Below are 22,710 nucleotides of genomic sequence, written 5' to 3'. Positions count from 1 at the left end.
AGTAGCACCGTTCAAGTATACATTGTGCACAATAACGATGCTGTAGCCTGATGAAGCGGCAAATCTGGCCACCAACCAGGTGTTTTTTGCTGAGTGTTGCTGGGAATACACGTTCGATGACAGGGAAACTGGATACTTAGCCGAAGCCGGAATAGGCAGAACACCTCACGCCTCACGGCTGCGCCCCTCCGAAAACAAGCCAAATCGCTCGCTCGGCCCGACTTTCATCGCTCCGCAGCAATAGCTCTTCGGCAACTCGAGCCAAGGCGGCCGCCGCGCGCGGCCGCTTCACCGTTACTGCTCGCCCTCGCGGCTCCACGGGAAGAGATTGGCCGGAAAGTCTGCTGCGTAGCGCCTGCCCTTCGGGGGCGGCGGCGGTGCATCCGGTGGGTTCGGATTGGGCTCGCCCACCCGCCGATAGAGGTGCCAGGTGGCATGACCGAGCACCGGCAGAACGACGGCGAGACCGACGAAGAGCGGCAGCGAGCCGATCACGAGCAGCGCCGCCACGATGAGGCCCCATCCGGCCATCGCAACCGGATTCGCCGTCACCGCTCGGAGCGACGTGCGGATCGCGTCGATCGCAGTTGCATGGCGGTCGAGCATCAACGGAAATGACACGACGCTGACGCACAATGCCAGAACCGCAAACAGGAAGCCGACACCGCAACCGACGATGATGAGCGACCAGCCTTCCGGTGTCGTCAGCACGCGCGTTGCGAAGTCGGGAATGCTTGCGGCCGCCGCATGACCGAAGATCGAGACATAGATCGCGTTCGCGACACCGATCCAAGCCCCGAACAGGACCAGCAGGAGCACGCCGAGTTCGACCATGGCGCCGAACGACGGTGCGCGCAGCACCTTGATCGCATCCCATGCTTCGACCTCTTCGCCGCGCTCGCGACGACGGCTGAGTTCGTAGAGACCGATCGCGGCAAAAGGACCGATCAAGGCAAAGCCGGCGGCCAGCGGAAACAGGAGCGGCAACACCGAATAGCCGAGAACCATCCTGAACAGGACGAGACCGAGAACGGGATAGATCAGGCACACGACGATCGCGTGGCTCGGCATCGCCTGGAAATCCTCCCAACCCAGGCGCAGGGCCTCGGTCAGGTCGGACAAGCTGATCTTGCGAATGGGATAGGAGGCCGCTTCGCCGAATACGTGCCGCCTGATGTCGTGGGAGTACAGAGTGGCCATGAGCAGACCTCCCGGGCTGAAGACCGCGGTTTCGACAACACGCGCTTTCCAGTCACGCGTGTCCGCCAGATGGGCAGAAACGCGATGGGTCGGGTACGGCAACCCAGGTTCAGCGAACGAGCCTGGCCGGACGGAACCCGTCGCGACCTGCCTCCCCAGCTTAGCGCGCGCAGAACACGACTGCACTCACGGTTGGGTGAATTGTGCGCCTGATTTGTGCGTTGCATCACCCAGGACGCTGATGCTTTGCCAGCTTGCGACGGCCACGCCCGCACGGCGGCACGCCGATATGGTCTATTGACGCCGGATTGGGCTGGTATCATTTTAGATGCAGACGCCCTTAGAGTTGATGGTCGCGAGCGTTCTCTTGATTTCGCGATCGGTGGAATGGGCGAGGCAACAGGCCGGCGATGGCATGAATGCCAACCAAGAAAGGCCAGCCATCGCGACAGACATGAGCTCCGCCCTGGATTCGTATCCGTAGCCTTCGATGGCAAGGATGGATCAGGATGGCTGTCGCACTGATACTGCTTCTGGTCGCGATCGGCTCGGTGCTGTTTCACATCTACAGCCCGTGGTGGTGGACGCCGATCGCCACCAACTGGGCCTATATCGACCACACCATCAACATCACGTTCTGGATCACGGGCTTTGTTTTCGTCGCCGTGATCGCCTTCATGGCTTACTGCGTCTTCCGCTTTCACCACAGAGAGGGAAGACGGGCTGATTACAATCCGGAAAACAAAAGGCTCGAGTGGTGGCTGAGCGTCGGGACCGGCGTCGGCGTCGCGGCCATGTTGGCGCCTGGCCTCGTGGTCTGGCACCAGTTCGTGACGGTTCCTGCGGATGCCAGCGAGGTCGAGGTCATGGGCCAGCAATGGCAGTGGAGCTTCCGCCTTCCGGGCAAGGATGGACAGTTGGGCACATCCGATGTCCGCAACATCGCCTCCGACAATCCGATGGGGCTCAATCGTGACGACCGACACGCGCAGGACGATGTCGTGATCGAGAACGGCGACCTGCACCTTCAAGTCGGAAAGCCGGTCAAGGTGCTCCTCCGCTCAGTTGATGTCCTGCACGATTTCTACGTGCCCGAATTCCGGGCCAAGATGGACATGGTTCCAGGCATGGTGACCTATTTCTGGATAAAGCCGATCCGAACCGGAACGTTCGATGTTCTCTGCGCGGAGCTTTGTGGCGCTGCTCACTATCAGATGCGGGCCAAGGTCATCGTCGACGAAGAGCGTGAATATCACGCTTGGCTGGAGCAACAAAAAACGTTCGCAGAACTATCGCCGGCAAAAGCCGTCGTGAAGGCGACGTACCAATCTGGCGGCAAGTAGCAAGCTGCCGTCGAAGATAGATCGGGCGCAAGAGGCCAACGCCTCACCCCCGATGGAAACGACCGAGGAGGTTTCTATGGTCGATATTCCATATGAAGGGATCCGCGGCATCCCGCCTGCCGAAGTACCTGATGTCGAGCTCTATCATCCGCGGAGCTGGTGGACACGGTATGTCTTCTCGCAGGACGCCAAGGTGATCGCCATCCAGTATTCGCTGACCGCCACGGCCATCGGGCTGGTGGCCCTGGTGCTGTCGTGGCTGATGCGGCTCCAACTGGGATTCCCCGGCACCTTCTCTTTCATCGATGCCAACCAGTACCTCCAGTTCATCACCATGCACGGCATGATCATGGTGATTTACCTGCTCACCGCATTGTTCCTTGGCGGCTTCGGCAACTACCTGATCCCGCTGATGGTCGGCGCCCGGGACATGGTCTTTCCTTATGTGAACATGCTGAGCTACTGGGTCTACCTGCTCGCAGTCCTGGTGCTGGCCTCGACATTCTTCGTACCCGGCGGCCCCACCGGCGCCGGCTGGACGCTCTACCCGCCGCAAGCAATCCTCTCCGGAACGCCCGGGCAGGATTGGGGCATCATTCTCATGATGGCGTCCCTAATCCTGTTCATCATCGGCTTCACCATGGGCGGTCTGAATTATGTGGTGACGGTGCTGCAGGCCCGCACCCGCGGCATGACTTTGATGCGCCTGCCCCTGACGGTGTGGGGCATCTTCACGGCGACCGTCATGGCGCTCCTGGCATTCCCTGCACTCTTCGTTGCCTCGGTCATGCTGCTGCTCGACCGTCTCTTGGGAACCAGCTTCTTCATGCCCTCCCTCGTCGAGATGGGCACGCTGTCGAAATATGGCGGCGGCAGCCCGCTGCTCTTCCAGCACCTATTCTGGTTCTTCGGCCATCCCGAAGTCTACATCGTCGCCCTGCCCGCCTTCGGCATCGTCTCCGATCTGATCAGCACGCATGCGCGCAAGAACATCTTTGGTTACCGCATGATGGTCTGGGCGATCGTGGCCATCGGCGCGCTCAGCTTCATCGTGTGGGCGCACCACATGTATGTGAGCGGCATGTTCCCGCAATTCGGGTACTTCTTCGCCACCACGACGCTCATCATCGCCATCCCCACCGCGATCAAGGTCTACAACTGGGTGCTGACGCTGTGGCGTGGCGACATTCATCTCACGGTGCCGATGCTGTTCGCCCTCGGCTTCATCATCACCTTCGTGAACGGCGGTCTCACCGGCCTCTTCCTCGGCAACGTCGTCGTGGACGTGCCCCTCTCGGACACCATGTTCGTGGTCGCGCATTTCCACATGGTGATGGGCGTGGCGCCGATCATGGTCGTGCTCGGCGCGATCTATCATTGGTATCCAAAGGTCACGGGGCGAATGCTCAATAACGCCCTCGGCAAGTTTCACTTCTGGGTCACCTTCCTGGGTGCCTATCTGATCTTCTTCCCCATGCACTACCTTGGACTGCTCGGGGTCCCGCGCCGGTATTTCGAACTCGGGGATGCGACGTTCATCCCGTCCTCGGCCCATTCACTCAACGCCTTCATCTCCGTGGTGGCCTTGACCGTCGGCTTCAGCCAGATGGTGTTCCTGTTCAACCTGGCCTGGAGCTTCTTCAAAGGCGAGGCCTCAGGCGGCAATCCGTGGCGGGCGACGACGCTGGAGTGGCAGACGCCGGAGACGCCTCCTGGGCACGGCAACTGGGGCAAGGAGCTCCCTGTCGTGTACCGCTGGGCCTATGACTACAGTGTGCCCGGCGCCGCGGAGGACTTCATTCCGCAGAACCAGCCGCCGCGCGCGACGCAGCTCGCTCAGGGAGCCGCTTCGTGAGCGCCATCATCCTGTTCCTGACTGTGCTTGCAGTGATCGCCGGATGGTGGCTGTCGCAGCAACGGCTGACGGCCAAGCCCTGGCTGGAGGAAGGACCGGCCGGTGACTTCCCCGGCGGCGATGCCATGACCTGGCCGGCGGCGAAGGTCGGACTTGGCGTGTTCCTCGCTGTCGCGAGCGCATTGTTCGTCCTCTTCATCAGCGCCTACTCGATGCGCATGAGCGTGGTCGATTGGCGGCCGCTGCCGGTGCCGCGGCTGCTGTGGCTCAACACGGGCGTTCTGGTCCTGAGCAGTGTCGCGCTGCAATGGTCGTACGTGGCCGCGCGGCGACACGATACTGAAGGCGTCATCATCGGTCTGCTCGCGGGCGGAGCATCTGCCGTGATCTTCCTCGCCGGGCAGCTCCTGGCCTGGCAACGGCTCGGGGCTGCCGGATATTTCGTGGCGTCCAACCCGGCGAACTCCTTCTTCTACCTGTTGACCGCGGTGCACGGGCTGCATCTGGCGGGCGGTCTGGTGGCCTTGGGCCGAACCTCAGCCAAGATGTGGCGCGGCGCCGAGATCGCCGACATGCGCTTGAGCGTGGAGCTGTGCGCCATCTACTGGCACTTCCTGCTGCTGGTGTGGCTTGTCCTGCTCGGTCTTCTCACCGGCTGGACCGACGATTTCGTCAACATCTGCCGCCAATTGCTGAGCTAGGGAGGCGAGACCAGATGGCTGAGACCGTGCTGACAAATCCGGGGCAATCGCCTGCGCGGCTTGAAGGCTGGCGTGGCATCGCCGCCGATTGGGCGTCCGATCAGCGCGCCTTCAAGAACGTGTCCTGGGGCAAGGCCATGATGTGGATCTTCCTCCTCAGCGACACCTTCATCTTCAGTTGCTTCCTGCTCTCCTACATGACGGCGCGCATGTCGACGACCGTGCCCTGGCCCAATCCCAGCGAGGTCTTCGCTCTCAACATCGCCGGCAAGCACATTCCGCTGATCCTGATCGCCATCATGACGTTTATCCTGATCAGCAGCAGCGGTACGATGGCGATGGCCGTCAATTTCGGCTACCGCCGCGATCGCGTGAGAACCGCAATCCTGATGCTGGTCACCGCAGCCTTCGGCGCGACCTTCGTCGGAATGCAGGCCTTCGAATGGACCAAGCTGATCATGGAGGGGGTTCGGCCCTGGGGCAATCCATGGGGTGCGCCGCAATTTGGCGCGAGCTTCTTCATGATCACCGGCTTCCACGGCACCCATGTGACGATCGGTGTGATCTTCCTGATCGCCATTGCGCGGAAGGTCTTTCGCGGCGACTTCGACGTCGAGAGGCGCGGCTTCTTCACGAGCCGCAAGGGGTACTACGAGATCGTCGAGATCACGGGCCTGTACTGGCACTTCGTCGATCTCGTGTGGGTCTTCATCTTTGCATTCTTCTATCTTTGGTGAGGTGGCGCATGACAAACGCGGCGGTACACATGGAAGAAGGGCTCCTCGCTCCGGCGCATGGCGCAGTCGCAACGGCAGCCGTTCACGCCAAGGGGCAACAGCACCCGATCAAGCTCTACCTCCTGGTCTGGGGCTGGTTGTTCGTCCTCAGCACGTGCTCCTACCTCGTCGACTACTTTGGCCTGCACGGCTATCTGAGGTGGTCGCTGATCCTGCTGTTCATGGTGCTGAAGGCCGGCCTGATCGTCGCCGTCTTCATGCACATGGCCTGGGAGCGGCTGGCCTTGGCCTATGCCATCCTGCTGCCGCCGGTCGCGGTGCTGGTATTCGTGTCGATCATGGTGCTCGAATCCGAGTACACGCACTTCCTTCGGGTGCTGTTCTTCGCAGGCCCCTCGTAGCATTGCAGGAATTCGCATCTCTCTCAACTGTCATGCCCCGCGAAGGCGGGGCATCCAGTACTCCGCGGCACCAGTTGGTTTCCACAACGTCCGCCGCGGAGTACTGGATCATCCGCCTTCGCGGATGATGACAGCGGAATGTTTGGCGAGATCGCCCACCACGCCAAATGGCTTTCCCATCATCCCTCGAACGCGTCGATCGACGCCGTGCTGCCGGGCGAAACCAGCGTCTCGTCCGACGCGGGCAGCCTCTCGCCCCTGTCGCGAAAACGGTTGGTGATGGGATAGCGGCGGTCGCGGCCGAAATTCCTTGCCGTCACTTTCACGCCGGGCGCGGCCTGGCGGCGCTTGTATTCGGCGACGTTGAGCAGATGGTCGATGCGGGTGACGGTGTCGCGGTCGAAGCCGGCGGCGATGATCTGATCCAGCGGCTGCTCGCGCTCGACCAGGCGCTCCAGGATGGCATCGAGCGCATCGTAAGGCGGCAATGAGTCCTGATCGGTCTGGTTCTCGCGCAGCTCCGCCGTCGGCGGACGCGTGATGATGTCGGGGGGAATGACCTCGCCAGCCGGCCCGAGCGCGCCTTCTGGCTTCCACGAATTGCGCAAGCCCGCCAGCCGAAACACCTGCGTCTTGTAGATGTCCTTGATCGGGTTGAAGCCGCCGTTCATGTCGCCATAGAGCGTGGCGTAGCCGACCGACATCTCCGACTTGTTGCCCGTCGTCACCACCATCAGTCCGGTCTTGTTGGAGATCGCCATCAGAAGCGTGCCGCGGGTGCGGGCCTGGAGGTTTTCCTCGGTGATATCAGGCGGCAGGTTCTTGAAAATGCCGGACAGGATGGTCTCGAATCCGTTCACGGCTTCCGCGATCGGCAGCACCTCGTAGCGGATGCCGAGATGGCCGGCGAGTTCGCCGGCGTCGGCGATCGAGTGTGCGGCCGTGTAGCGATAGGGCAGCATCACGCCATGCACCTGGTCGGCGCCGAGCGCGTCGACCGCGATCGCCGCGCACAGCGCCGAATCGATGCCGCCGGAGATGCCGAGCAGCACGCCGGGAAAGCCGTTCTTGGCGACGTAGTCGCGCAGGCCCAGCACGCAGGCGGCGTAGTCGGCCTTGTCGCCCTCGGGCTGTTCGGCGATCGGCCCCGTGCAGCGCCAGTCGTCGTCGTTTCTGGCGAAGCGCAGCGTGACGATGCTCTCTTCAAAGGCCGGCAACTGCGCCGCCAGCGAAAGATCGCCGTTGAGCGCGAAGGATGCGCCGTCGAACACAAGCTCATCCTGGCCGCAGACCTGATTCAGATAGACCAGCGGCAGTCCGCTCTCGGTGACGCGGGCCACCGCGACCGACAGGCGCACGTCGTTCTTGTCCCGGGCGTAAGGCGAGCCGTTCGGCACCAGCATGATCTCGGCGCCGGTCTCGGCCAGCGTCTCGACCACATTCTCGTAATCCTCGGACTCCTCCAGCCAGATGTCCTCGCAGATCGGCACGCCGATCCGCACACCGCGCACGGTGACAGGGCCGGCCGCCGGGCCGCGCGAAAACAGCCGCTTCTCGTCGAACACGCCGTAATTCGGCAGATTGCATTTGAAGCGCAGCGCGGCGATGCGGCCGCCGTCGAGCAGCGCGCAGGCATTGTAGAGCCTGCCGTCCTCGACCCAGGGCGTGCCGACCAGCATGGCGGGCCCGCCATCGGCGGTCTCGCGCGCGAGGCTTTCGATCGCGGCGCGGCAGGCGGCCTGGAAGGCCGGCTTCTGCACCAGATCTTCCGGCGGATAGCCGGCGATGAACAGTTCCGGAAACAGCACGAGATCGGCGCCGTCAGCGGCAGCTCGCGCACGCGCCGCGCGCACCTTGTCCGCATTGCCCTCCACGTCGCCCACGGTCGGATTGAGCTGGGCGAGCGTGACCGCGAATGTGTTGAGTCGTTCGGTCATGGCCGCTTAGTCCGATCCCTAGCTAGAGGAACCCCAACCGCTCGATGACGGCGATGATCCAGAACGCGCCGGTCATCAACAGCGCAACGCCAACCGCGGCCGAGCCCATGTCCTTGACGCGGCCGATCTGCTTGTCGTGATCCATGGTCAGCCGGTCGGCGAGCTTCTCGATCGCGGTGTTGAGCAGCTCGACCGTCAGCACGAACGCGACAGAGCACACCAATTCGACCGCGCGCATCGCGGTCGCACCGATGAACCAGGCGAGCGGCATCGACAGCAGGAGCGCAAAGATCTCCTCACGGACGGCCTGCTCCGACCGGAACGCAAAGGCCAGACCGTTGCGGGAATTGATCGTGGCCTTCCAGATCCGCAGCAAGGTCCTAGAGCCCCGCTGCGGCCGGAATCGGCTGGGCCTTGCCGGCGCGCTCCTGCTTGAGCAGCTCGGCGACCAGGAAAGCCATATCGATGGATTGCTCGGCATTGAGGCGGGGATCGCAGACCGTGTGATAGCGGTCGTTGAGATCCTCGTCCGTGATCGCGCGGGCGCCGCCGAGACACTCGGTGACGTCCTTGCCGGTCATCTCCAGATGCACGCCGCCGGCATGGGTGCCTTCGGCGGCGTGGATCGCGAAGAACGACTTCACCTCGGACAGGATGCGGTCGAACGGTCGCGTCTTGTAGCCCGACGTCGAGGTGATCGTGTTGCCGTGCATGGGATCGCACGACCAGACCACCACCCGGCCCTCGCGCTTCACGGCGCGGATCATGTTCGGCAGATGCTCGCCGACCTTGTCGGAGCCGAAACGACCGATCAGCGTCAACCGGCCCGGCTCGTTGTCGGGGTTGAGCACATCGATCAGCTTCAAGAGCTCGTCGGGCTTGAGCGAAGGGCCGCACTTCAGCCCGATTGGGTTCTTGATGCCGCGGAAATATTCGACATGGCCGTGATCGAGCTGGCGGGTGCGATCGCCGATCCAGATCATGTGGCCCGAGGTTGCGTACCAGTCGCCGGTGGTAGAATCGACGCGGGTCATGGCCTGCTCGTAGCCGAGCAGCAGCGCCTCGTGGCTGGTGTAGAAATCGGTGGCGCGCAGCTCCGGATGGCTCTCAAGGTCGAGGCCGCAGGCACGCATGAAGTTGAGCGCGTCCGAGATGCGGTCGGCCAGCTCCTTGTAGCGGCGGGACTGCGGCGAGGCCTTGAGGAAGCCGAGCATCCATTGATGCACGCTGCCGAGATTGGCGTAGCCGCCGGTGGCGAACGCGCGCAGCAGGTTCAGCGTCGCCGCCGACTGGCGGTAGGCCATCAGCTGGCGCTGCGGATCGGGCACCCGCGCTTCCCTGGTGAAGGCGATGTCGTTGACGATATCGCCGCGATAGCTCGGCAGCTCGACGCCGTTGACCGTCTCGGTCGGGGACGACCGCGGCTTGGCGAACTGGCCGGCAATGCGGCCGACCTTCACCACTGGCACCGCGCCGGCATAGGTCAGCACCACCGCCATCTGCAGAAGCACGCGGAAGAAGTCGCGGATGTTGTTGGCGCCGTGCTCGGCGAAGCTCTCGGCACAGTCGCCGCCCTGGAGCAGGAAGGCCTCGCCGGTCGCAACGCGGCCCAGCGCCTTCTTCAGATTGCGTGCCTCACCGGCGAACACCAGCGGCGGAAAGGTCGCAAGCTGCGCCTCGACGTCGGCCAGGGCCTTGGCGTCGGGATATTCGGGCACCTGTAGCACCGGCTTGCTGCGCCAGGACTCGGGCGTCCACCGCTCGGACATCGCAATCTCTCCGTGAAGCAAAAAGCACAACCTGATCTAGGGGTTGCGAGGGCCGCCTTATACACAGGCTGGCTCCGCCCCGCCAGTTGTAAATCCGTCTCGCACTGCAAACCCTTGCGGGCAAAGCCGAATTCGCATTTGCTTGGGGCCGGCAAAGAACTGGCAGGACATTGACCGCCCATGGACGCGGCACTGGACGACGTTTTCATCGACGAGATCAGCTTTCCGGCCGCCGACGGGTATGCGCTGACCGGCACCCTGTTCCTGCCACGGGGCGCCAAGCGGCATGCCGTGCTGATCAACTCCGCCACCGCCGTCCCGCGCAAGATTTATCGCGGCTTTGCCTCCTACCTCGCCCATCGCGGCTGCGCGGTGCTGACCTACGATTATCGCGGCATCGGCGACTCCAGGCTGCCGGCGATGGTCGGCTACAACCGGCCCAAATCGCTGGTCGGCTTCAAGGCCTCGATGTCAGACTGGGCCGCGCTCGACGTCACCGCCGCGGTCAGCTGGATGCGCGAGCGCTATCATACCCTGCCGCTGGGCTATGTCGGCCATTCCTTCGGCGGCCAGGCGCTCGGACTGATTGCGAACAACAGCGAGATCTCGCGCGCCGCCTTGGTGGCCTCGCAGGCCGCGACCTGGCGGCTCATGACCTCGCCGGAGAAATACCGTGTTTATGCTTTCATGAATTTCGTCGGCGTGCCGCTGGTCCACGCGCTCGGTTATGCCCCCGGCTGGGCCGGCGTCGGCGAGGATCTGCCCAAGGGCGTCTTCCTGCAATGGGCCGAGTGGGTCTCGAGCCCGCGCTATCTCTTCGATTCAAAACTGCCGGCGCTCGAGAACTTTGCCAAGTTCAAGGGCGAGCTGCGCGCGCTCTGCTTCTCCGACGATCCCTGGGCCACGCGGCCTGCGGTCGAACTGCTCACGAGCGGATTCACGGCGATCAAGCCGGAGGTGTTGACGGTGAAACCGTCCGACGTCGGCGCCAAGGCGATCGGCCATTTCGGCTTCTTCCGCCCCGAACATCGCGACACGCTATGGCGCGGCGTCGCGGAATGGATCCAGGGAGAATGAGAGACGCCTTGGTGTCCTCGCGGCTTTTTCTCGCCGGATGTCGGCTCACCATCGTAAAGCGGAAGTCAACCATCTTGAGCGTGATCTGCGGCTTGTGGCCCGAAGCCGACCTGCGTGTGCTCACGTTGCGCGCGCTAGTTTCAGGAGGCCGAGCGCGAGAATTAGGAAGACCGGGACGATAGCCACAAAGGAAAGAATTGCCGTCAGACTCTTATGCCAGAACAGAAAGTAAGTCGCGCCCGCAACGACGATGATCGAAAGCGTCGAGCCAACTAAAGCCAGCCTCTGTTTTGTGCGCTTCATAGCGGCCCCACGGTCGGACACAATGTCAATTTGCAACACCAAGACTAATACCAGCTAAACGGCCCATATGGCCCTCGGCAATCTTGGCTCAGACCGCCGCGAGGTCTGCTTCTTGAAGATGACCCGAACAGGGCCATGCTAGCTGGCCAAGGCAGCCCTTGACCCATAGCTGGCTTGTGACCGAAGACGGCGGCCGATTACGACCGCTCAAACTTAGTCGGCTCCCTCACAATTTTGCGAAGCTGCTTGCAAGTTCGTACATTCGCAAAAAGATGATGTACTCGTCGCGCTCGAATGCGAAGAAGTAGTTGGTGCCCCACTTGGCAAGTTGTTCGCTGATCGCCTCGCCGTTGATCCGGTTCGCATTGCGGTACAGATATTTGGGAGGCCACTGTGGCACGCCATCAATTGAGACGATTGAACTCTCGCAAAAGGCGAAGCCTCGCAGATCCGGCTTTACCTCAGCCGATGACCAATCCAACCGTTCTTTTGCGGTCATTTCGGCTGGAAGCTCACCGGTGGGCTCTAGCTTGTTGACCGAAATATCTGTGTGAGCCGGGTAAACATCGCCTTCGACTTCGCGATTGAAGAAAATGACTGCGCCGGGTTCGCGGCGAGCCAATCCGTTATGACCCGGAGAGGCACCAGGGAAGTAATCTTGAAACCGGTACCCTTCGATGAGCGGAGGTTTGTTAGGCCCAAACGCCACCTCCCAAAGCGATTGCCGTGTCCGCTCATCAGGAAACCAATAGGTTGGTCTGCTGGAAGGCCAGCCGGGTGTCACGACATCGCGCACCGCGTCGGAGAGCTTCAGTCTTGAGATGCTGAGGCACTGTGAGGCCATCACACGAAGCCCCGGCTTCCACTTAGGTGGATCCCACATATTTTTCGAGTTGATGCCCAACAGCTCATAAGCAATGAAATTCTTTTCCGCGTCGGTCTCACGCCATGCTTGCCACTCGTCGCGCGTTGCTCGGGTAATCGTGGCTCCGAGGAACTTCAACTCAGAACGCGGCCTGTCGTACGCATCCTCCGACACATAGGCTACGCCAGACCAAGGCTCATTAGCATGTTCGTACGTGACCACGAGCGGCAGTAGCGCTTTTGGGACTCTGCCGTTCTGCGTGGTCTCGCCATGGCAGGCGTTAGGCAGCAGCACTGCGACACCATGCTGATCTCTTGTCTTGAGCCCGAAGATTGTGGGGACGACGCCAACTTCGACTGTTCGGTCGTTATCCTTGTACGTGGTGATTTTGACACGGCAACCGACCACGATGTCGAAATCAAGCGGCTCGCCTTTGTACAGATAGCCCGCCTTGAACCGATAATAGTACCCGCGATCCTCACCGGGCACGGTGACCTCGACCGATTTCGTGAAGCTCCAGCGACTGAAGAAGAGCCGAGGTTGCCCGATCAACAGCATAAGCCCCAGGCTAAGTAAAACGACAACGATTGCGAAGATCGAACTGGGTAATTTCTTCATGCCAATTTGTGCGCGTCGATTACAGTCAGACTGCTAGCAGTTTAGCCTCATAGCAAACAGAGGTTGTAATCCGTGACCTGCCATCTTTTGCGGCTTCGTTTTCACCAATCGTTAGCCATCGCATTTGCTGAAACTATGTGCGAAGGCAAGCGACCGCCTCCGCAGACCGCAAGTCGGCTTATGGCCCATCCGCAACCTCGGAGCCTATCCGCTATTCGGCCGATGCCGGCGGTAAACCGGACGTGAGGCGGACAGCCGATTAGTGAGTCCAGGCCCTTAGCGGATGATCGTCGTCAGCGACGAGTAGCGCCTGTTCGGCTTGGCTTCACCCGGCGCAAACTGCGCGAAGGCGTCGCTGACGCGGACTGCTGGCGGCGTGTCGCTCGCGAACCGAAATTCCTTCGGCCGCGGCGCGTAGAAGCTGGCGCTGTAATAGGCGTCGTCGAAGCGCGCCTCGCCGGCCCCGAACAATGCGTCGCAGACGAACAGGAGCGCGTAGACTCCCGCGACCGCTGCGACGATCTCCCTGAGAATTGACATGTTGATGCCCTGCCCTTTTGCGGGGCAGGATGCAGATCGGTTCCAAAGGCCTGGTTTAAGGCACCGTGCTTCTTGTCCGAAGCGTTTGCCGCCGCTGAACGGATTGCAGACAATTTTAGCGATCTCGAAAAAAGAGCCCGCCCGACCGGACGATCAGGCGGGCTCAGGATTGGGCCGCTCGGGAGGTCTTGAGGCGGCCAGGTTCATCAGCCGTGGCCGGCCCCCTTGCGATGGCCGCCCTCGCTGAGACGGTCGACCCAGGCGATGCCGATCGCCGAGATGATGAAGGTCATGTGGATCAGCACCTGCCACATCACGCCGGTCTCGGTGAAATTGCTGCGCGTGGTGCCGAGATTGCCGGCCTCGATGAAGGTCCTCAGCAACGAAATCGATGAAATGCCGATGATCGCCATCGCGAGCTTGATCTTGAGCACGCTGGCATTGACGTGGCTGAGCCATTCGGGCTCGTCCGGATGCCCACTGAGGTTCAGGCGGGAGACGAAGGTCTCGTAGCCGCCGACGATCACCATCACCAGCAGATTCGAGATCATGACGACGTCGATCAGCCCGAGCACGACCAGCATGATCTGCTGCTCGCTGGCGTCGAACGAGTGCGCGACGAGGTGCCAGAGCTCCTTCAGGAACAACAGCACATAGACGGCCTGCGCGACGATGAGGCCGATATAGAGCGGCAATTGCAGCCAGCGCGAGCCGAAGATCAGCTTCGGAAACAGGCCAATCGGCGGTTGCGGCGCGGCCGGCGCCGAAAGTGCTTTGGTTTCAAACGTCATTGATCACTCCGGATTGCAGACAGGCATGCGCCTCAGAGACTCGCGATAACGGGCGCGAGCTCGAGCGAGCCCCGATAGATCATCTCGAAGGCGACGTAAATAATGATGGCGAGGCCGACATAGGCGACCCAGCGATGCTTCTGGAGCACGCGGCCGAGCAGATCGGCGGCGACGCCCATCATCGCAACCGACAGCAGCAGGCCGAAGGCGAGGATGTAGGGATGCTCGCGCGCGGCGCCCGCGACTGCGAGCACGTTGTCGAGCGACATCGAGACGTCGGCCGCGACGATCTGCACCGCCGCCTGGCCGAACGTCTTTCCCTGTGCCGGCGCGTCAGCCGCGCCGCTGCCATGGCTGAAGGCGAGCTGCCTCGAATGCGCAGACCGCTCGCGCAGCTCGCGCCACATCTTCCAGCACACCCAGAGCAGCAGCACGCCGCCGGCGAGCAGGAGGCCGATGACCTGCAGGAGCTGGGTCGCGACGCCAGCGAAGGCGATGCGCAGCGCGGTGGCGGCCGCGATGCCGACGATGATGGCCCGGCGGCGCTGCCCGGCCGGCAGCCCCGCCGCGGCGAGACCGATCACGACGGCGTTGTCGCCGGCGAGCACGAGGTCGATCAGGATGACTTGGAACAGCGCGGTCAGCGCATCGGGGGTGATGAATTCAATCATGATTGATCATTTTTCAATGCCGACGGATCGAGCCAATGCGGCTTGCGGCGCTCGATCCAGTCGAAGACCTTTGAACGGGAGGAGCGCAGCGCAGGCACGTCCTCGGCGAGCAGCGCGAGGCCGAGCGGCAGCATCCAGACGCCGAGCACCGGCAGGAAGGAGAGCACACCGCCGACGACCAGCAGCGTGCCCGAGGGGATCCTGACCCAGCGGCTGGACGGCTTGAGCAGATAGGTGAAGGTGTCGCCCATGCGCGGCGGCAGGCGGTGGACGAGCCTGGCCAGGCGCGGGTCTCCACCGGCGATCTGGCCGGTGGTATCCTCGATTTCCGTGGTGCGCTCGTCCGGAACTGTGCTCATGCTTACTCCTTCAAGGCGGCCTGCAGCTCGGCGCCCGCTACACTCGGCACGACCGGCTTCGCGCGCGGCAGCACCAGCGTCAGCAAGCGCAACAATTTGATCGCCTGGACTTCGTGGGGATGTACGTCCTCATCTGCCGCAGCAACGCGCTCCGACAGCTCCATCAGATGGGACGAGAGCGGCAGATTCGAAACCGGCCGCAGCGTGTCGATCACGACATTGGCAAAATCCGGCTCTTCGAGCCGTTCGGCGAGTTCATCGAACATCGCGCAAAGCCGTTCGTCCGAAACGTGCGGCGCCAGCCTGCGATCCCTGATGAAACGAATCACCTCGTCGCGCTCGACCGGCGAGACGCGGCGGTCGGCAACCGCAACCAGCGCGCCCACGATCACCAGCGCGACCGCTGCCTGCTCGTTCAGGCTGAACGGCTCCGTGATCTCGATCGGATGTGAGGTCTTGGCTTCAGACATCGTAGCTCCCTTAACTTGCGAAATGGCCGCACGGAGCTGCGATGGAGACGAATGGTCGGAGAGAACTAACAGAGGCCCGACAATCGGCCGATCCATCGCATTCGCGCGGGACAGGTCATCCGACATCGCGAGGTTTGCCGACATCTGTCGGCGTCCTCGCCAGAGGGGCCCGGATTCTTGTTCGTCTCAGAGATAAAGGTGGGTCTGTCGGAATCAAGGCGATGCGACTGCGACCAGCCGCCGCATCGGTTCCGTGTTGCTGGCTTTGGTCAAGCATTGACGCGCATGTCTCCGTGTCCCGGACGCGCAGCAACGCCATAGCGCGTCGAAGACGCGCGTAAACGCGCTGATGGCGTTGCTGCGCAGAGCCGGGACCCAGAACGCCGCACCCCAACCTGCCGCGATATGGGCCCCGGCTCTGCAGCGTACCGCTAAGGAGCGCTGCGCTGCGTCCGGGGCACGAGAGCGTTGTTTAGCTTGCAACTACGTCAACGCCATCATTGCGAGTTGGGACCGGCATTGAGCTGCCGACGCGCGTGCCGCCATAGCGCCCGCGCAAGCTTCGGCAACGAGAATGCCATTCATGAATTCGACGATCGCGGACAAGCGCATGAATCGCATCACATCCTGCACCGGCTGCGGCCACGCGCTTGTCCCCATGCTGACGGCCAAAGGCCGCGCGGAGCTGAGCTGCCTCTGGTGCGAAGTGTTCGATGCGCGCGCGTTGGACATGGCGAAGTGGGCCGATAGCCCGTTCGGCAAGCCCGGGCGGACCGTCCGTCGATCGTTCGAATGAACCGCGTCAGGCGCTGACGCCGCCGGCATTTACCTGTCGCCGCAACCGGCACGGCTGCATGCCCTTTGCTGGACATGCCGACAAATTAGACAAGCTAAGTCGCTCCACCCGACATGCGGCTTGCGCGGACAGGCCAGGCATGTTGGCGACCTCTGTTGCCTAACCTCAGGTGCAATCTCGATTATTTTCGCGCCGCGTGCAGCCGGTGAGCCTGCAGCGCCGCTGTCGCGCTCCGACTGGCCTAAAATTCGCAAGACAGCATCAGGCCAATTCCCTGCCCGGCCACGACAAGGAGCGGCAAGTTACGCGCGCCCAGCTCCGGGATGAATGGCCTCAGATCGGAGAATGCCATGAACGTGCATGCTGCCGGAGCTCTCAAATTCACCGGTCTCACCCATCCGAACGGCGCGCGGCTGTGCCTCAACGATCGGGATTTCGTGGCGATCGATCGCGACCGGGATGCGAAATTCGAGGCGACGTACCGGCCGCAGGCGCTCTACAACCGCGCCAATGAAGGCTTTCACGCCAACAACGAGACCTTCCTCCTGCACGAGGTCGCGACCAACCTGCCGATCTATCGGCCCGACACCGGCCCCACCGATTTCCATCTTCATCTGCCGCCGGGCGGCTTTCAGCTCGTGCTGGTCACCTCGGGCGCATTCACCTTCGACTATGACGGGCGCTTCTACAATGTCGGCCCCGGCGCGGTGATGCTGCAAAGCGCGATCGTGCACCGCCAGCTGTTCTACACCTGGTCGGGGCTGTCGACCGAAGAGAACCTGAAGACGCCGCAGACCGTGGTGCCCGATCCGATCTCGATGGGCTATTCCGGCAAATTCCTCGAAGCCTTCATCACCGATCCGACGACGTTTCCGAACCCGACCATCGTCGGTCCGGACCAGATCAATGAAGCCGAGACACCACGCGTGGCCTGGGGCCATCCCCTGCACAACCGGCCGGCCGATGCCGGCTTCTGGCTTCAGGATCCCCTGGCGCTGGACGCGCTGTTCAAGCCGCTCGCCGATGGCTCCGTCAAATCGACCTTGCCAGTTTATGTGCGCGATATCGGCATCGAGAGTCCGAGCGGCCACCTCGTCACCGGCCACATCATTGCAACCGACCCGCGCAGTCATTCGCTGCTGCCCAAGAGCACGTCGGCCGCTGCGGACGCGACCTGTTTCGCCAAGGGCGAGGTCGTGATCTATCGCGTCATTCGCGGCACCGCCGAATTTCAGAAGAAGGCCGGCGAGAGCTTCGACCTTTCCGCCGGCGACGTGGTGACGGCCGGCAAGGAGTCCATCCGCCTCACGGGTGTCGGCGAAAACACCCAGATCCTGCGGCTCGGCCTGCTCAAGGGCATGAACGAGCTGCGGAGCTGGACCCCGACGCAGCGTGACGAGATCGACGGCCTCGCCGGTCAGATCATCACGCAGAAGGACATCCGTCCCCTGCGCACGGAAGGCAGGCCGGTCGGGTATCTGTACGGGTAGCCGCGCGTCGCTGTCGGGCACGCGTAGTGATTGGGTTCGCCTGCCGCTCGATGTTCCTTCCTTCTCCCCTTGTGGGAGAAGGTGGCGCGAAGCGCCGGATGAGGGGTTCTCTCCGCTCGACACACCGTTCGTGAGGAAAGATACCCCTCACCCGGCTTCGCGTTCCGCGAAGCCACCCTCCCCCACAAGGGCAGGGCGATCGCATATGGCGTGCACGATGCGGCGGCATCGGCACTGGGCTCCCTCCCCCGCTTGCGGGGGAGGGTTGGGGAGAGGGTGTCTCCGCGTTGGGGTTGTTGAGAATTTGCCGAGTATGTCCCTGCGCGGCGAGAGCCCTCACCCGCCGCGCGCGGGCCGATGCTTCGCATCGCCCGGGGCGCGTCGGCCTCTCCCGCAAGCGGGAGAGGCGGAGCAAGCCCGCGGACAGTCCCCGTGAAAGCATATGCGATAGCCCTGCCCACAAGGGAGGAGGGTTAGCGCGCACCAATTAAGAGCCGAGCTCGTCTGGCCGCCCTACTCCGCCGCCTGACGCACGTGGCGTGCGGTCGGCGTGCGCATGGTGACGAGCTCTTCGGCCGCGGTCGGATGCAGCGCGATGGTCGTGTCGAAATCGGCCTTGGTCGCCTTCATCTTCACCGCGATCGCGACAGCTTGCGTGATCTCGGCGGCGGCGTCGCCGACGATGTGGCAGCCGAGCACGCGGTCGGTCGCGCCGTCGACCACGAGCTTCATCAGCACGCGCGTGTCGCGGCCCGACATCGTCGCCTTGATCGGGCGGAACGTCGTCTTGTAGATGTCGACGTGGCTGAATTGCGCGCGCGCCTCGGTTTCCGTCAGCCCCACCGTGCCGACCTCCGGCTGCGAGAACACCGCGGTCGGGATGTTGGCGTGATCGACACTCACCTCGCGCTTGCCGAACACGGTGTCGGCGAAGGCATGGCCCTCGCGGATCGCGACCGGCGTCAGGTTGAAGCGGTGGGTGACGTCGCCGATGGCATAGATGCTGTCGACCGAACTCCTGGAGAAATGGTCGACGGCGATGCCGCCATTGTTCGGGTTGATGGCGACGCCGGCCTTATCGAGCCCGAGATTGGCGACGTTGGGATGGCGGCCGATGGCGAACATCACCTGATCGGAGCCAATGCTCGATCCGTTCGACAGATGGGTGGTGAAGCCCTCGCCGTGGCGGTCAACCTTTGTCACCGTGCAGCCGGTGAGAATCGTGATCCCCTGCTTCTCCATCTCGCTGCGGACGTGGGTCCGAACATCCTCGTCAAAACCGCGAAGAATGTTGTCGCCGCGATAGATCACGGTGACGTCGGAGCCGAAGCCGGCGAAGATGCCGGCGAATTCCAGCGCGATATAGCCGCCGCCCTGGATCACGATCCGCTTCGGCAGCTTCGCAAGGTGGAACGCCTCGTTGGAGGAGATGACGTGCTCGATGCCGGGAATTGCTGCGCCATGGTTGGGCGCGCCGCCGGTCGCGATCAGGATGTACTTCGCGGTGATCTTCTTGTCGTTCTCGAACAGGCGGACGGTGTGCTTGTCCTCGATCACCGCGCGGCTCTTGACGATCTGCGCGCCCGACTTCTCGACATTCGTCGTGTAGGCCGCCTCCAGCCGCGCGATCTCCTTGTCCTTGTTGGCGATCAGAGTCGGCCAGTCGAAGCTGACGGACGGAACGGTCCAGCCGAAGCCCGCGGCGTCCTCGAGCTCCTGACGAAAATGCGAGCCGATCACGAACAGCTTCTTCGGCACGCAGCCGCGGATCACGCAGGTGCCGCCCATGCGGTACTCTTCCGCGATCATGACGCGGGCGCCGTGACCGGCCGCGATGCGGGCGGCACGCACGCCGCCCGAGCCGCCACCGATGACGAAGAGGTCGACGTCGAATTTAGCCATTGTCACTCCGACCCCTTTCAGAACATGATCCGGACCCGAAGGGCCGCGCCAGCGCAAAGTGTGGCGCGGTTTTCCGAAAAGATCATGCTCAAATAGCAAACTAAAGCGCGATGACGCGCTTTAGTGAACTCTGATCAGATAGGATCGATCAGATCTCCTTGCCACGCTTGCGCATCTCGGCGCGGAAGGCGCCCATCACGGTCTCGGAGAAGTTCTGGGCCCAGGAGTTCATGAAGGCCATGCTGAGGCCGATGGCGCGCGGCTCGGCTTCGATCAGCTTCTTGCCCAGCGGCGACTTGTAGAAGGTGACGAGGTCCTTCAGCTCCTGCTCGGTGAACTCGCTGGCGTAGATCTGCGCCATGCCTTCGCCGATCTCGTTCTGGCGGCCGGCGAGCTGCTGGGCCACGATCGGCGCGACCTCGTTGAGATCCTTCTGGTAGTTGAGGTTCTGCTGCGTCAGCGCGATCTTGGTCTTCTCGACGAGGCCGGGCACGGCGCCCTGATACATCGCCGTGGCGTTCTTGATCTGCAAAATTTCCTTGGCCGCTGCGATGGCCGCCGGCGAGGATTTCGCCTGAGCCGGTGCTGCGGCAGCCTTGGGGGCCGGCGCCGGCTGCTGCGCCATGGCCGGGGCGGCCGAGAGGGCCAGTCCCACAGCGAGAGTCGCGGCCGGCAACAATTTCAACGCGTTCTTCATTCCTGGTCTCCTTTCGGCTTGCGCCGTTCAATCACGCGGATTCCGCCGCCGCCCGCCAGAACGGCCGAGCTGGCCAAGCCGATGAACAAGCCATGCTCGACCACCCCGGGGATGGCGCTGAGCGCCTTGGCGAGACCGGGTGGATCCACAATACGTCCGAGCTGGGCATCGACGATCCAGTGGCCGCCATCGGTGACGAAAACGTGGCCGTCCTTGGCCTTGCGGACCGCCATTTGCCCGGAAACGCCGCATTCGGCAAATGCCTTTTCGATCGCGCGGCGCGTCGCCCCGAGGCCGAACGGGATGACCTCGACCGGCAGCGGAAACTTGCCGAGCGTCGGCACCCACTTGCTGTCGTCGGCAATCACGATCATGCGATCCGAGGCGGCCGCCACGATCTTCTCGCGCAAGAGCGCACCGCCGCCGCCCTTGATCAGATTGAGCTCGGGATCGATCTCGTCGGCGCCGTCGACGGTGATGTCGAGATGGTCGATCTCATCCAGCGTCGTCAGCGGCACGCCGCAGCGCAGAGCATCGGCCCGCGTCGCCTCGGAGGTCGGCACGCCAATCACCTTGAGCCCGGCGGCCACGCGCTCGCCGAGCAGCTCGACGAAATGTTTGGCCGTCGAGCCGGTGCCGAGCCCGAGCTGCATGCCGTCGCGCACCTCCTCGAGGGCGCGCGCAGCAGCCTGCCGCTTCAACTGGTCCATGTTCACGTGTGCGCCCGCCTCTGAATTGGGAGGATGAGCCGCCATAGCGGCCGCTTTCGGCGGCCTATGTAGCCTCGTTTTTCTCGCGGGAACAGACCTATAAGGTGATCTTATGGGCCGGCCTCTTGCGCGGATACGCCCGGGCCGGTAGCGCTTGGATCATGACCTCCTTCGAGAAGACTTGCCCTCACACCATCGTTTTCGATCTCGACGGCACGCTTGTGGACACGGCGCCCGACCTGATCACTGCCCTGAACTACGTGCTCGACCGCGAAGGCCTGCCGCCCGTCCCGATGGCCTCGGCCCGCAACATGATCGGCGCCGGCGCCCGCAAGCTGATCGAGCGAGGGCTGGAGGCCGAGGACCGCACCGTCACCCCCGCAGACATGGACCGGATGACCGCGGATTTCATCGCCTATTACGCCGACCATATCGCGGTCGAATCGCGCCCCTTCGAGGGGCTCGAGGCCGCGCTCGATCATTTCGCGGCGCAGGGCCATCGGCTCGCGGTCTGCACCAACAAGCTGGAATGGCTGTCCAAGCGGCTGCTGGACCAGCTCGACCTCAGCCGCCGCTTCGCGGCGATCTGCGGCGCCGACACTTTTGGCGTCCAGAAGCCCGATCCGACCATCTTCCGCGAGACGGTGGCCCGGGCCGGCGGCGATGTGAAGGCCAGCATCATGGTCGGCGACGCCGGAACCGATGTCGGGGTGGCGCGGCGGGCCGGAGTTCCCGTGATCGGGGTCAGCTTCGGCTACACCGACGTGCCGATTGCCGAGCTGAAGCCGGACCGGCTGATCCATCACATGCGCGACCTGCCGGCGGCCGCCAGCAGCCTGATGACGGTCTCGCCCCTTATAACCAACTGATAGAGCTAGGTTATTTCCCGGAGCCCGGCGTTAACCATCTACTATCTATGCGGCGCGCGCCAATTGCTTGCCCCAAACGACACTCCTAAGCTCAAGCTGGGGATGTGGCGGTTCGCCGCAGTCAAAGTGGGTGGTTCATGCGTCGTGTCATCGCGGTAGCGCTTGCGGGAGCGAGCCTGGGTGGCTGCTCCTCGATGTCCTGGGACATGTTCAAATCGGCGCCGCCGACCGTCCAGGTCCGGCTCGAATCCAATCCCCCGGGCGCTGACGCCACGACCTCGCTCGGTCCGGGCTGCAAGACGCCCTGCTCGGTCTCGGTTCCCGCGCCCGACGCACCGTTCACGGTCGCCTTCGCGCTGCCCAAGTACCAGCCAACGAGCGTGCCGGTGAATGTGATCAAGAATCCCGGCGATTTCACCACGCCCGCCTCGGTCGTCACCGATCCGAATCCGGTGTTTGCGGAACTCCAGCCGGCGGTGCCGCCGAAACCCGTCCGCAAGCCGCATCGACCGAAGAAGCCGAAGCCAGCCGCCCCTGCCGCAGCGCCGGCCGATGCTGCCCCCGCCGCGAGCTCGCCCTTCCCCGATCCGAACGCAGGCAAGCGCTAAA

The 22,710-nt window shown here is 63.2% G+C and carries 23 protein-coding genes; 10 read left to right on the top strand and 13 right to left on the bottom strand.

From position 1 onward, the window contains the following. Positions 1-294: 294 nt before the first annotated feature. Positions 295-1,200 (bottom strand): DUF2189 domain-containing protein, encoded by a 906-nt coding sequence (locus CVM73_RS09490; protein WP_167406739.1) that lies wholly within the window; start codon positions 1,198-1,200, stop codon positions 295-297. Positions 1,201-1,709: 509 nt separating this feature from the next. Between CVM73_RS09490 and CVM73_RS09485 the strand changes: the two genes are divergently transcribed. The 5 genes from CVM73_RS09485 to CVM73_RS09465 all read left to right on the top strand — a co-directional run bounded on the left by CVM73_RS09485 (position 1,710) and on the right by CVM73_RS09465 (position 6,237). After that, entirely contained in the window at positions 1,710-2,543 is an 834-nt protein-coding gene (locus CVM73_RS09485; RefSeq protein WP_100231747.1) for a cytochrome c oxidase subunit II, read from the top strand. A gap of 76 nt (positions 2,544-2,619) precedes the next feature. After that, on the top strand, positions 2,620-4,398 hold the full coding sequence (locus CVM73_RS09480; protein WP_100231746.1) for a cbb3-type cytochrome c oxidase subunit I: 1,779 nt from the start codon (positions 2,620-2,622) through the stop codon (positions 4,396-4,398). After that, the gene (locus CVM73_RS09475; RefSeq protein ID WP_100231745.1) at positions 4,395-5,099 is read left to right on the top strand and encodes a cytochrome c oxidase subunit 3; all 705 of its coding nucleotides are present in this window, start codon (positions 4,395-4,397) and stop codon (positions 5,097-5,099) included. The genes CVM73_RS09480 and CVM73_RS09475 overlap by 4 nt, the downstream gene beginning before the upstream one ends. A 14-nt stretch (positions 5,100-5,113) precedes the next feature. Further along, positions 5,114-5,836, top strand: coding sequence for a heme-copper oxidase subunit III family protein (locus CVM73_RS09470; protein WP_100231744.1), 723 nt, complete (start codon positions 5,114-5,116; stop codon positions 5,834-5,836). An 8-nt stretch (positions 5,837-5,844) separates the two neighbouring features. Then, on the top strand, positions 5,845-6,237 hold the full coding sequence (locus CVM73_RS09465) for a cytochrome C oxidase subunit IV family protein (RefSeq protein ID WP_167406738.1): 393 nt from the start codon (positions 5,845-5,847) through the stop codon (positions 6,235-6,237). A 179-nt stretch (positions 6,238-6,416) separates the two neighbouring features. Here CVM73_RS09465 and CVM73_RS09460 read toward each other — a convergent pair whose 3' ends face one another. From CVM73_RS09460 to CVM73_RS09450, 3 genes are read right to left on the bottom strand one after another with little or no spacing between them, the layout of a single operon-like run. Next, a complete protein-coding gene (locus tag CVM73_RS09460) occupies positions 6,417-8,174 on the bottom strand; it encodes an NAD+ synthase (RefSeq protein WP_100231742.1) in 1,758 nt (585 codons plus the stop codon). Positions 8,175-8,196: 22 nt separating this feature from the next. Next, complete coding sequence (locus CVM73_RS09455; protein WP_100231741.1) at positions 8,197-8,550, bottom strand: diacylglycerol kinase; 354 nt, start codon at positions 8,548-8,550, stop codon at positions 8,197-8,199. 4 nt (positions 8,551-8,554) lie between these two features. Then, positions 8,555-9,943, bottom strand: coding sequence for a class II 3-deoxy-7-phosphoheptulonate synthase (locus tag CVM73_RS09450; protein ID WP_100231740.1), 1,389 nt, complete (start codon positions 9,941-9,943; stop codon positions 8,555-8,557). Positions 9,944-10,123: 180 nt separating this feature from the next. Here CVM73_RS09450 and CVM73_RS09445 point away from each other — a divergent pair, with 180 nt between their 5' ends. Then, positions 10,124-11,020: an alpha/beta hydrolase family protein gene (locus CVM73_RS09445; protein WP_100231739.1), complete on the top strand. Its 897-nt coding sequence runs from the start codon at positions 10,124-10,126 to the stop codon at positions 11,018-11,020. A 529-nt stretch (positions 11,021-11,549) separates the two neighbouring features. Here CVM73_RS09445 and CVM73_RS09435 read toward each other — a convergent pair. The 6 genes from CVM73_RS09435 to CVM73_RS09410 all read right to left on the bottom strand — a co-directional run bounded on the left by CVM73_RS09435 (position 11,550) and on the right by CVM73_RS09410 (position 15,637). Beyond that, positions 11,550-12,806 (bottom strand): hypothetical protein, encoded by a 1,257-nt coding sequence (locus CVM73_RS09435; protein WP_100231737.1) that lies wholly within the window; start codon positions 12,804-12,806, stop codon positions 11,550-11,552. A gap of 276 nt (positions 12,807-13,082) precedes the next feature. Further along, positions 13,083-13,346 (bottom strand): hypothetical protein, encoded by a 264-nt coding sequence (locus tag CVM73_RS09430; protein ID WP_100231736.1) that lies wholly within the window; start codon positions 13,344-13,346, stop codon positions 13,083-13,085. A gap of 206 nt (positions 13,347-13,552) precedes the next feature. Continuing rightward, on the bottom strand, positions 13,553-14,137 hold the full coding sequence (locus CVM73_RS09425) for a TIGR00645 family protein (RefSeq protein WP_100231735.1): 585 nt from the start codon (positions 14,135-14,137) through the stop codon (positions 13,553-13,555). 32 nt (positions 14,138-14,169) lie between these two features. Continuing rightward, positions 14,170-14,808: a TerC family protein gene (locus CVM73_RS09420; RefSeq protein WP_100231734.1), complete on the bottom strand. Its 639-nt coding sequence runs from the start codon at positions 14,806-14,808 to the stop codon at positions 14,170-14,172. Further along, positions 14,805-15,167: a hypothetical protein gene (locus CVM73_RS09415; protein WP_100231733.1), complete on the bottom strand. Its 363-nt coding sequence runs from the start codon at positions 15,165-15,167 to the stop codon at positions 14,805-14,807. The genes CVM73_RS09420 and CVM73_RS09415 overlap by 4 nt, the downstream gene beginning before the upstream one ends. Positions 15,168-15,169: 2 nt before the next feature. Next, the gene (locus tag CVM73_RS09410; protein ID WP_100231732.1) at positions 15,170-15,637 is read right to left on the bottom strand and encodes a TerB family tellurite resistance protein; all 468 of its coding nucleotides are present in this window, start codon (positions 15,635-15,637) and stop codon (positions 15,170-15,172) included. Between the two features lie 583 nt (positions 15,638-16,220). On the opposite strand from CVM73_RS09410, the gene CVM73_RS09405 reads away from it, so the two are divergent. Then, positions 16,221-16,433, top strand: a complete 213-nt coding sequence (locus tag CVM73_RS09405; RefSeq protein ID WP_245452269.1) for a hypothetical protein — start codon at positions 16,221-16,223, stop codon at positions 16,431-16,433. Positions 16,434-16,783: 350 nt separating this feature from the next. Continuing rightward, complete coding sequence (locus tag CVM73_RS09400) at positions 16,784-17,923, top strand: hypothetical protein (protein WP_100231731.1); 1,140 nt, start codon at positions 16,784-16,786, stop codon at positions 17,921-17,923. Positions 17,924-18,436: 513 nt separating this feature from the next. Here the strand turns inward: CVM73_RS09400 and gor are convergent. The 3 genes from gor to rpiA form a co-directional block, all read right to left on the bottom strand. Continuing rightward, entirely contained in the window at positions 18,437-19,825 is a 1,389-nt protein-coding gene (gor, locus tag CVM73_RS09395; protein ID WP_100231730.1) for a glutathione-disulfide reductase, read from the bottom strand. 148 nt (positions 19,826-19,973) lie between these two features. Then, a complete protein-coding gene (locus tag CVM73_RS09390; protein WP_100231729.1) occupies positions 19,974-20,522 on the bottom strand; it encodes a DUF2059 domain-containing protein in 549 nt (182 codons plus the stop codon). Next, on the bottom strand, positions 20,519-21,238 hold the full coding sequence (gene rpiA / locus CVM73_RS09385; RefSeq protein WP_100231728.1) for a ribose-5-phosphate isomerase RpiA: 720 nt from the start codon (positions 21,236-21,238) through the stop codon (positions 20,519-20,521). The genes CVM73_RS09390 and rpiA overlap by 4 nt, the downstream gene beginning before the upstream one ends. A 155-nt stretch (positions 21,239-21,393) precedes the next feature. Here rpiA and CVM73_RS09380 point away from each other — a divergent pair, with 155 nt between their 5' ends. Both CVM73_RS09380 and CVM73_RS09375 read left to right on the top strand, forming a co-directional pair. Then, positions 21,394-22,101, top strand: coding sequence for an HAD-IA family hydrolase (locus tag CVM73_RS09380; RefSeq protein WP_100231727.1), 708 nt, complete (start codon positions 21,394-21,396; stop codon positions 22,099-22,101). A 137-nt stretch (positions 22,102-22,238) separates the two neighbouring features. Continuing rightward, positions 22,239-22,709 (top strand): hypothetical protein, encoded by a 471-nt coding sequence (locus tag CVM73_RS09375; RefSeq protein WP_167406737.1) that lies wholly within the window; start codon positions 22,239-22,241, stop codon positions 22,707-22,709. Position 22,710: the final 1 nt, after the last annotated feature.

It is taken from the genome of Bradyrhizobium forestalis (assembly GCF_002795245.1).
GTDB classification, from domain to species: domain Bacteria; phylum Pseudomonadota; class Alphaproteobacteria; order Rhizobiales; family Xanthobacteraceae; genus Bradyrhizobium; species Bradyrhizobium forestalis.
The sequence above is the reverse complement of the archived record's forward strand: the minus strand, read 5'-3'. Positions and strand labels throughout refer to the sequence as shown.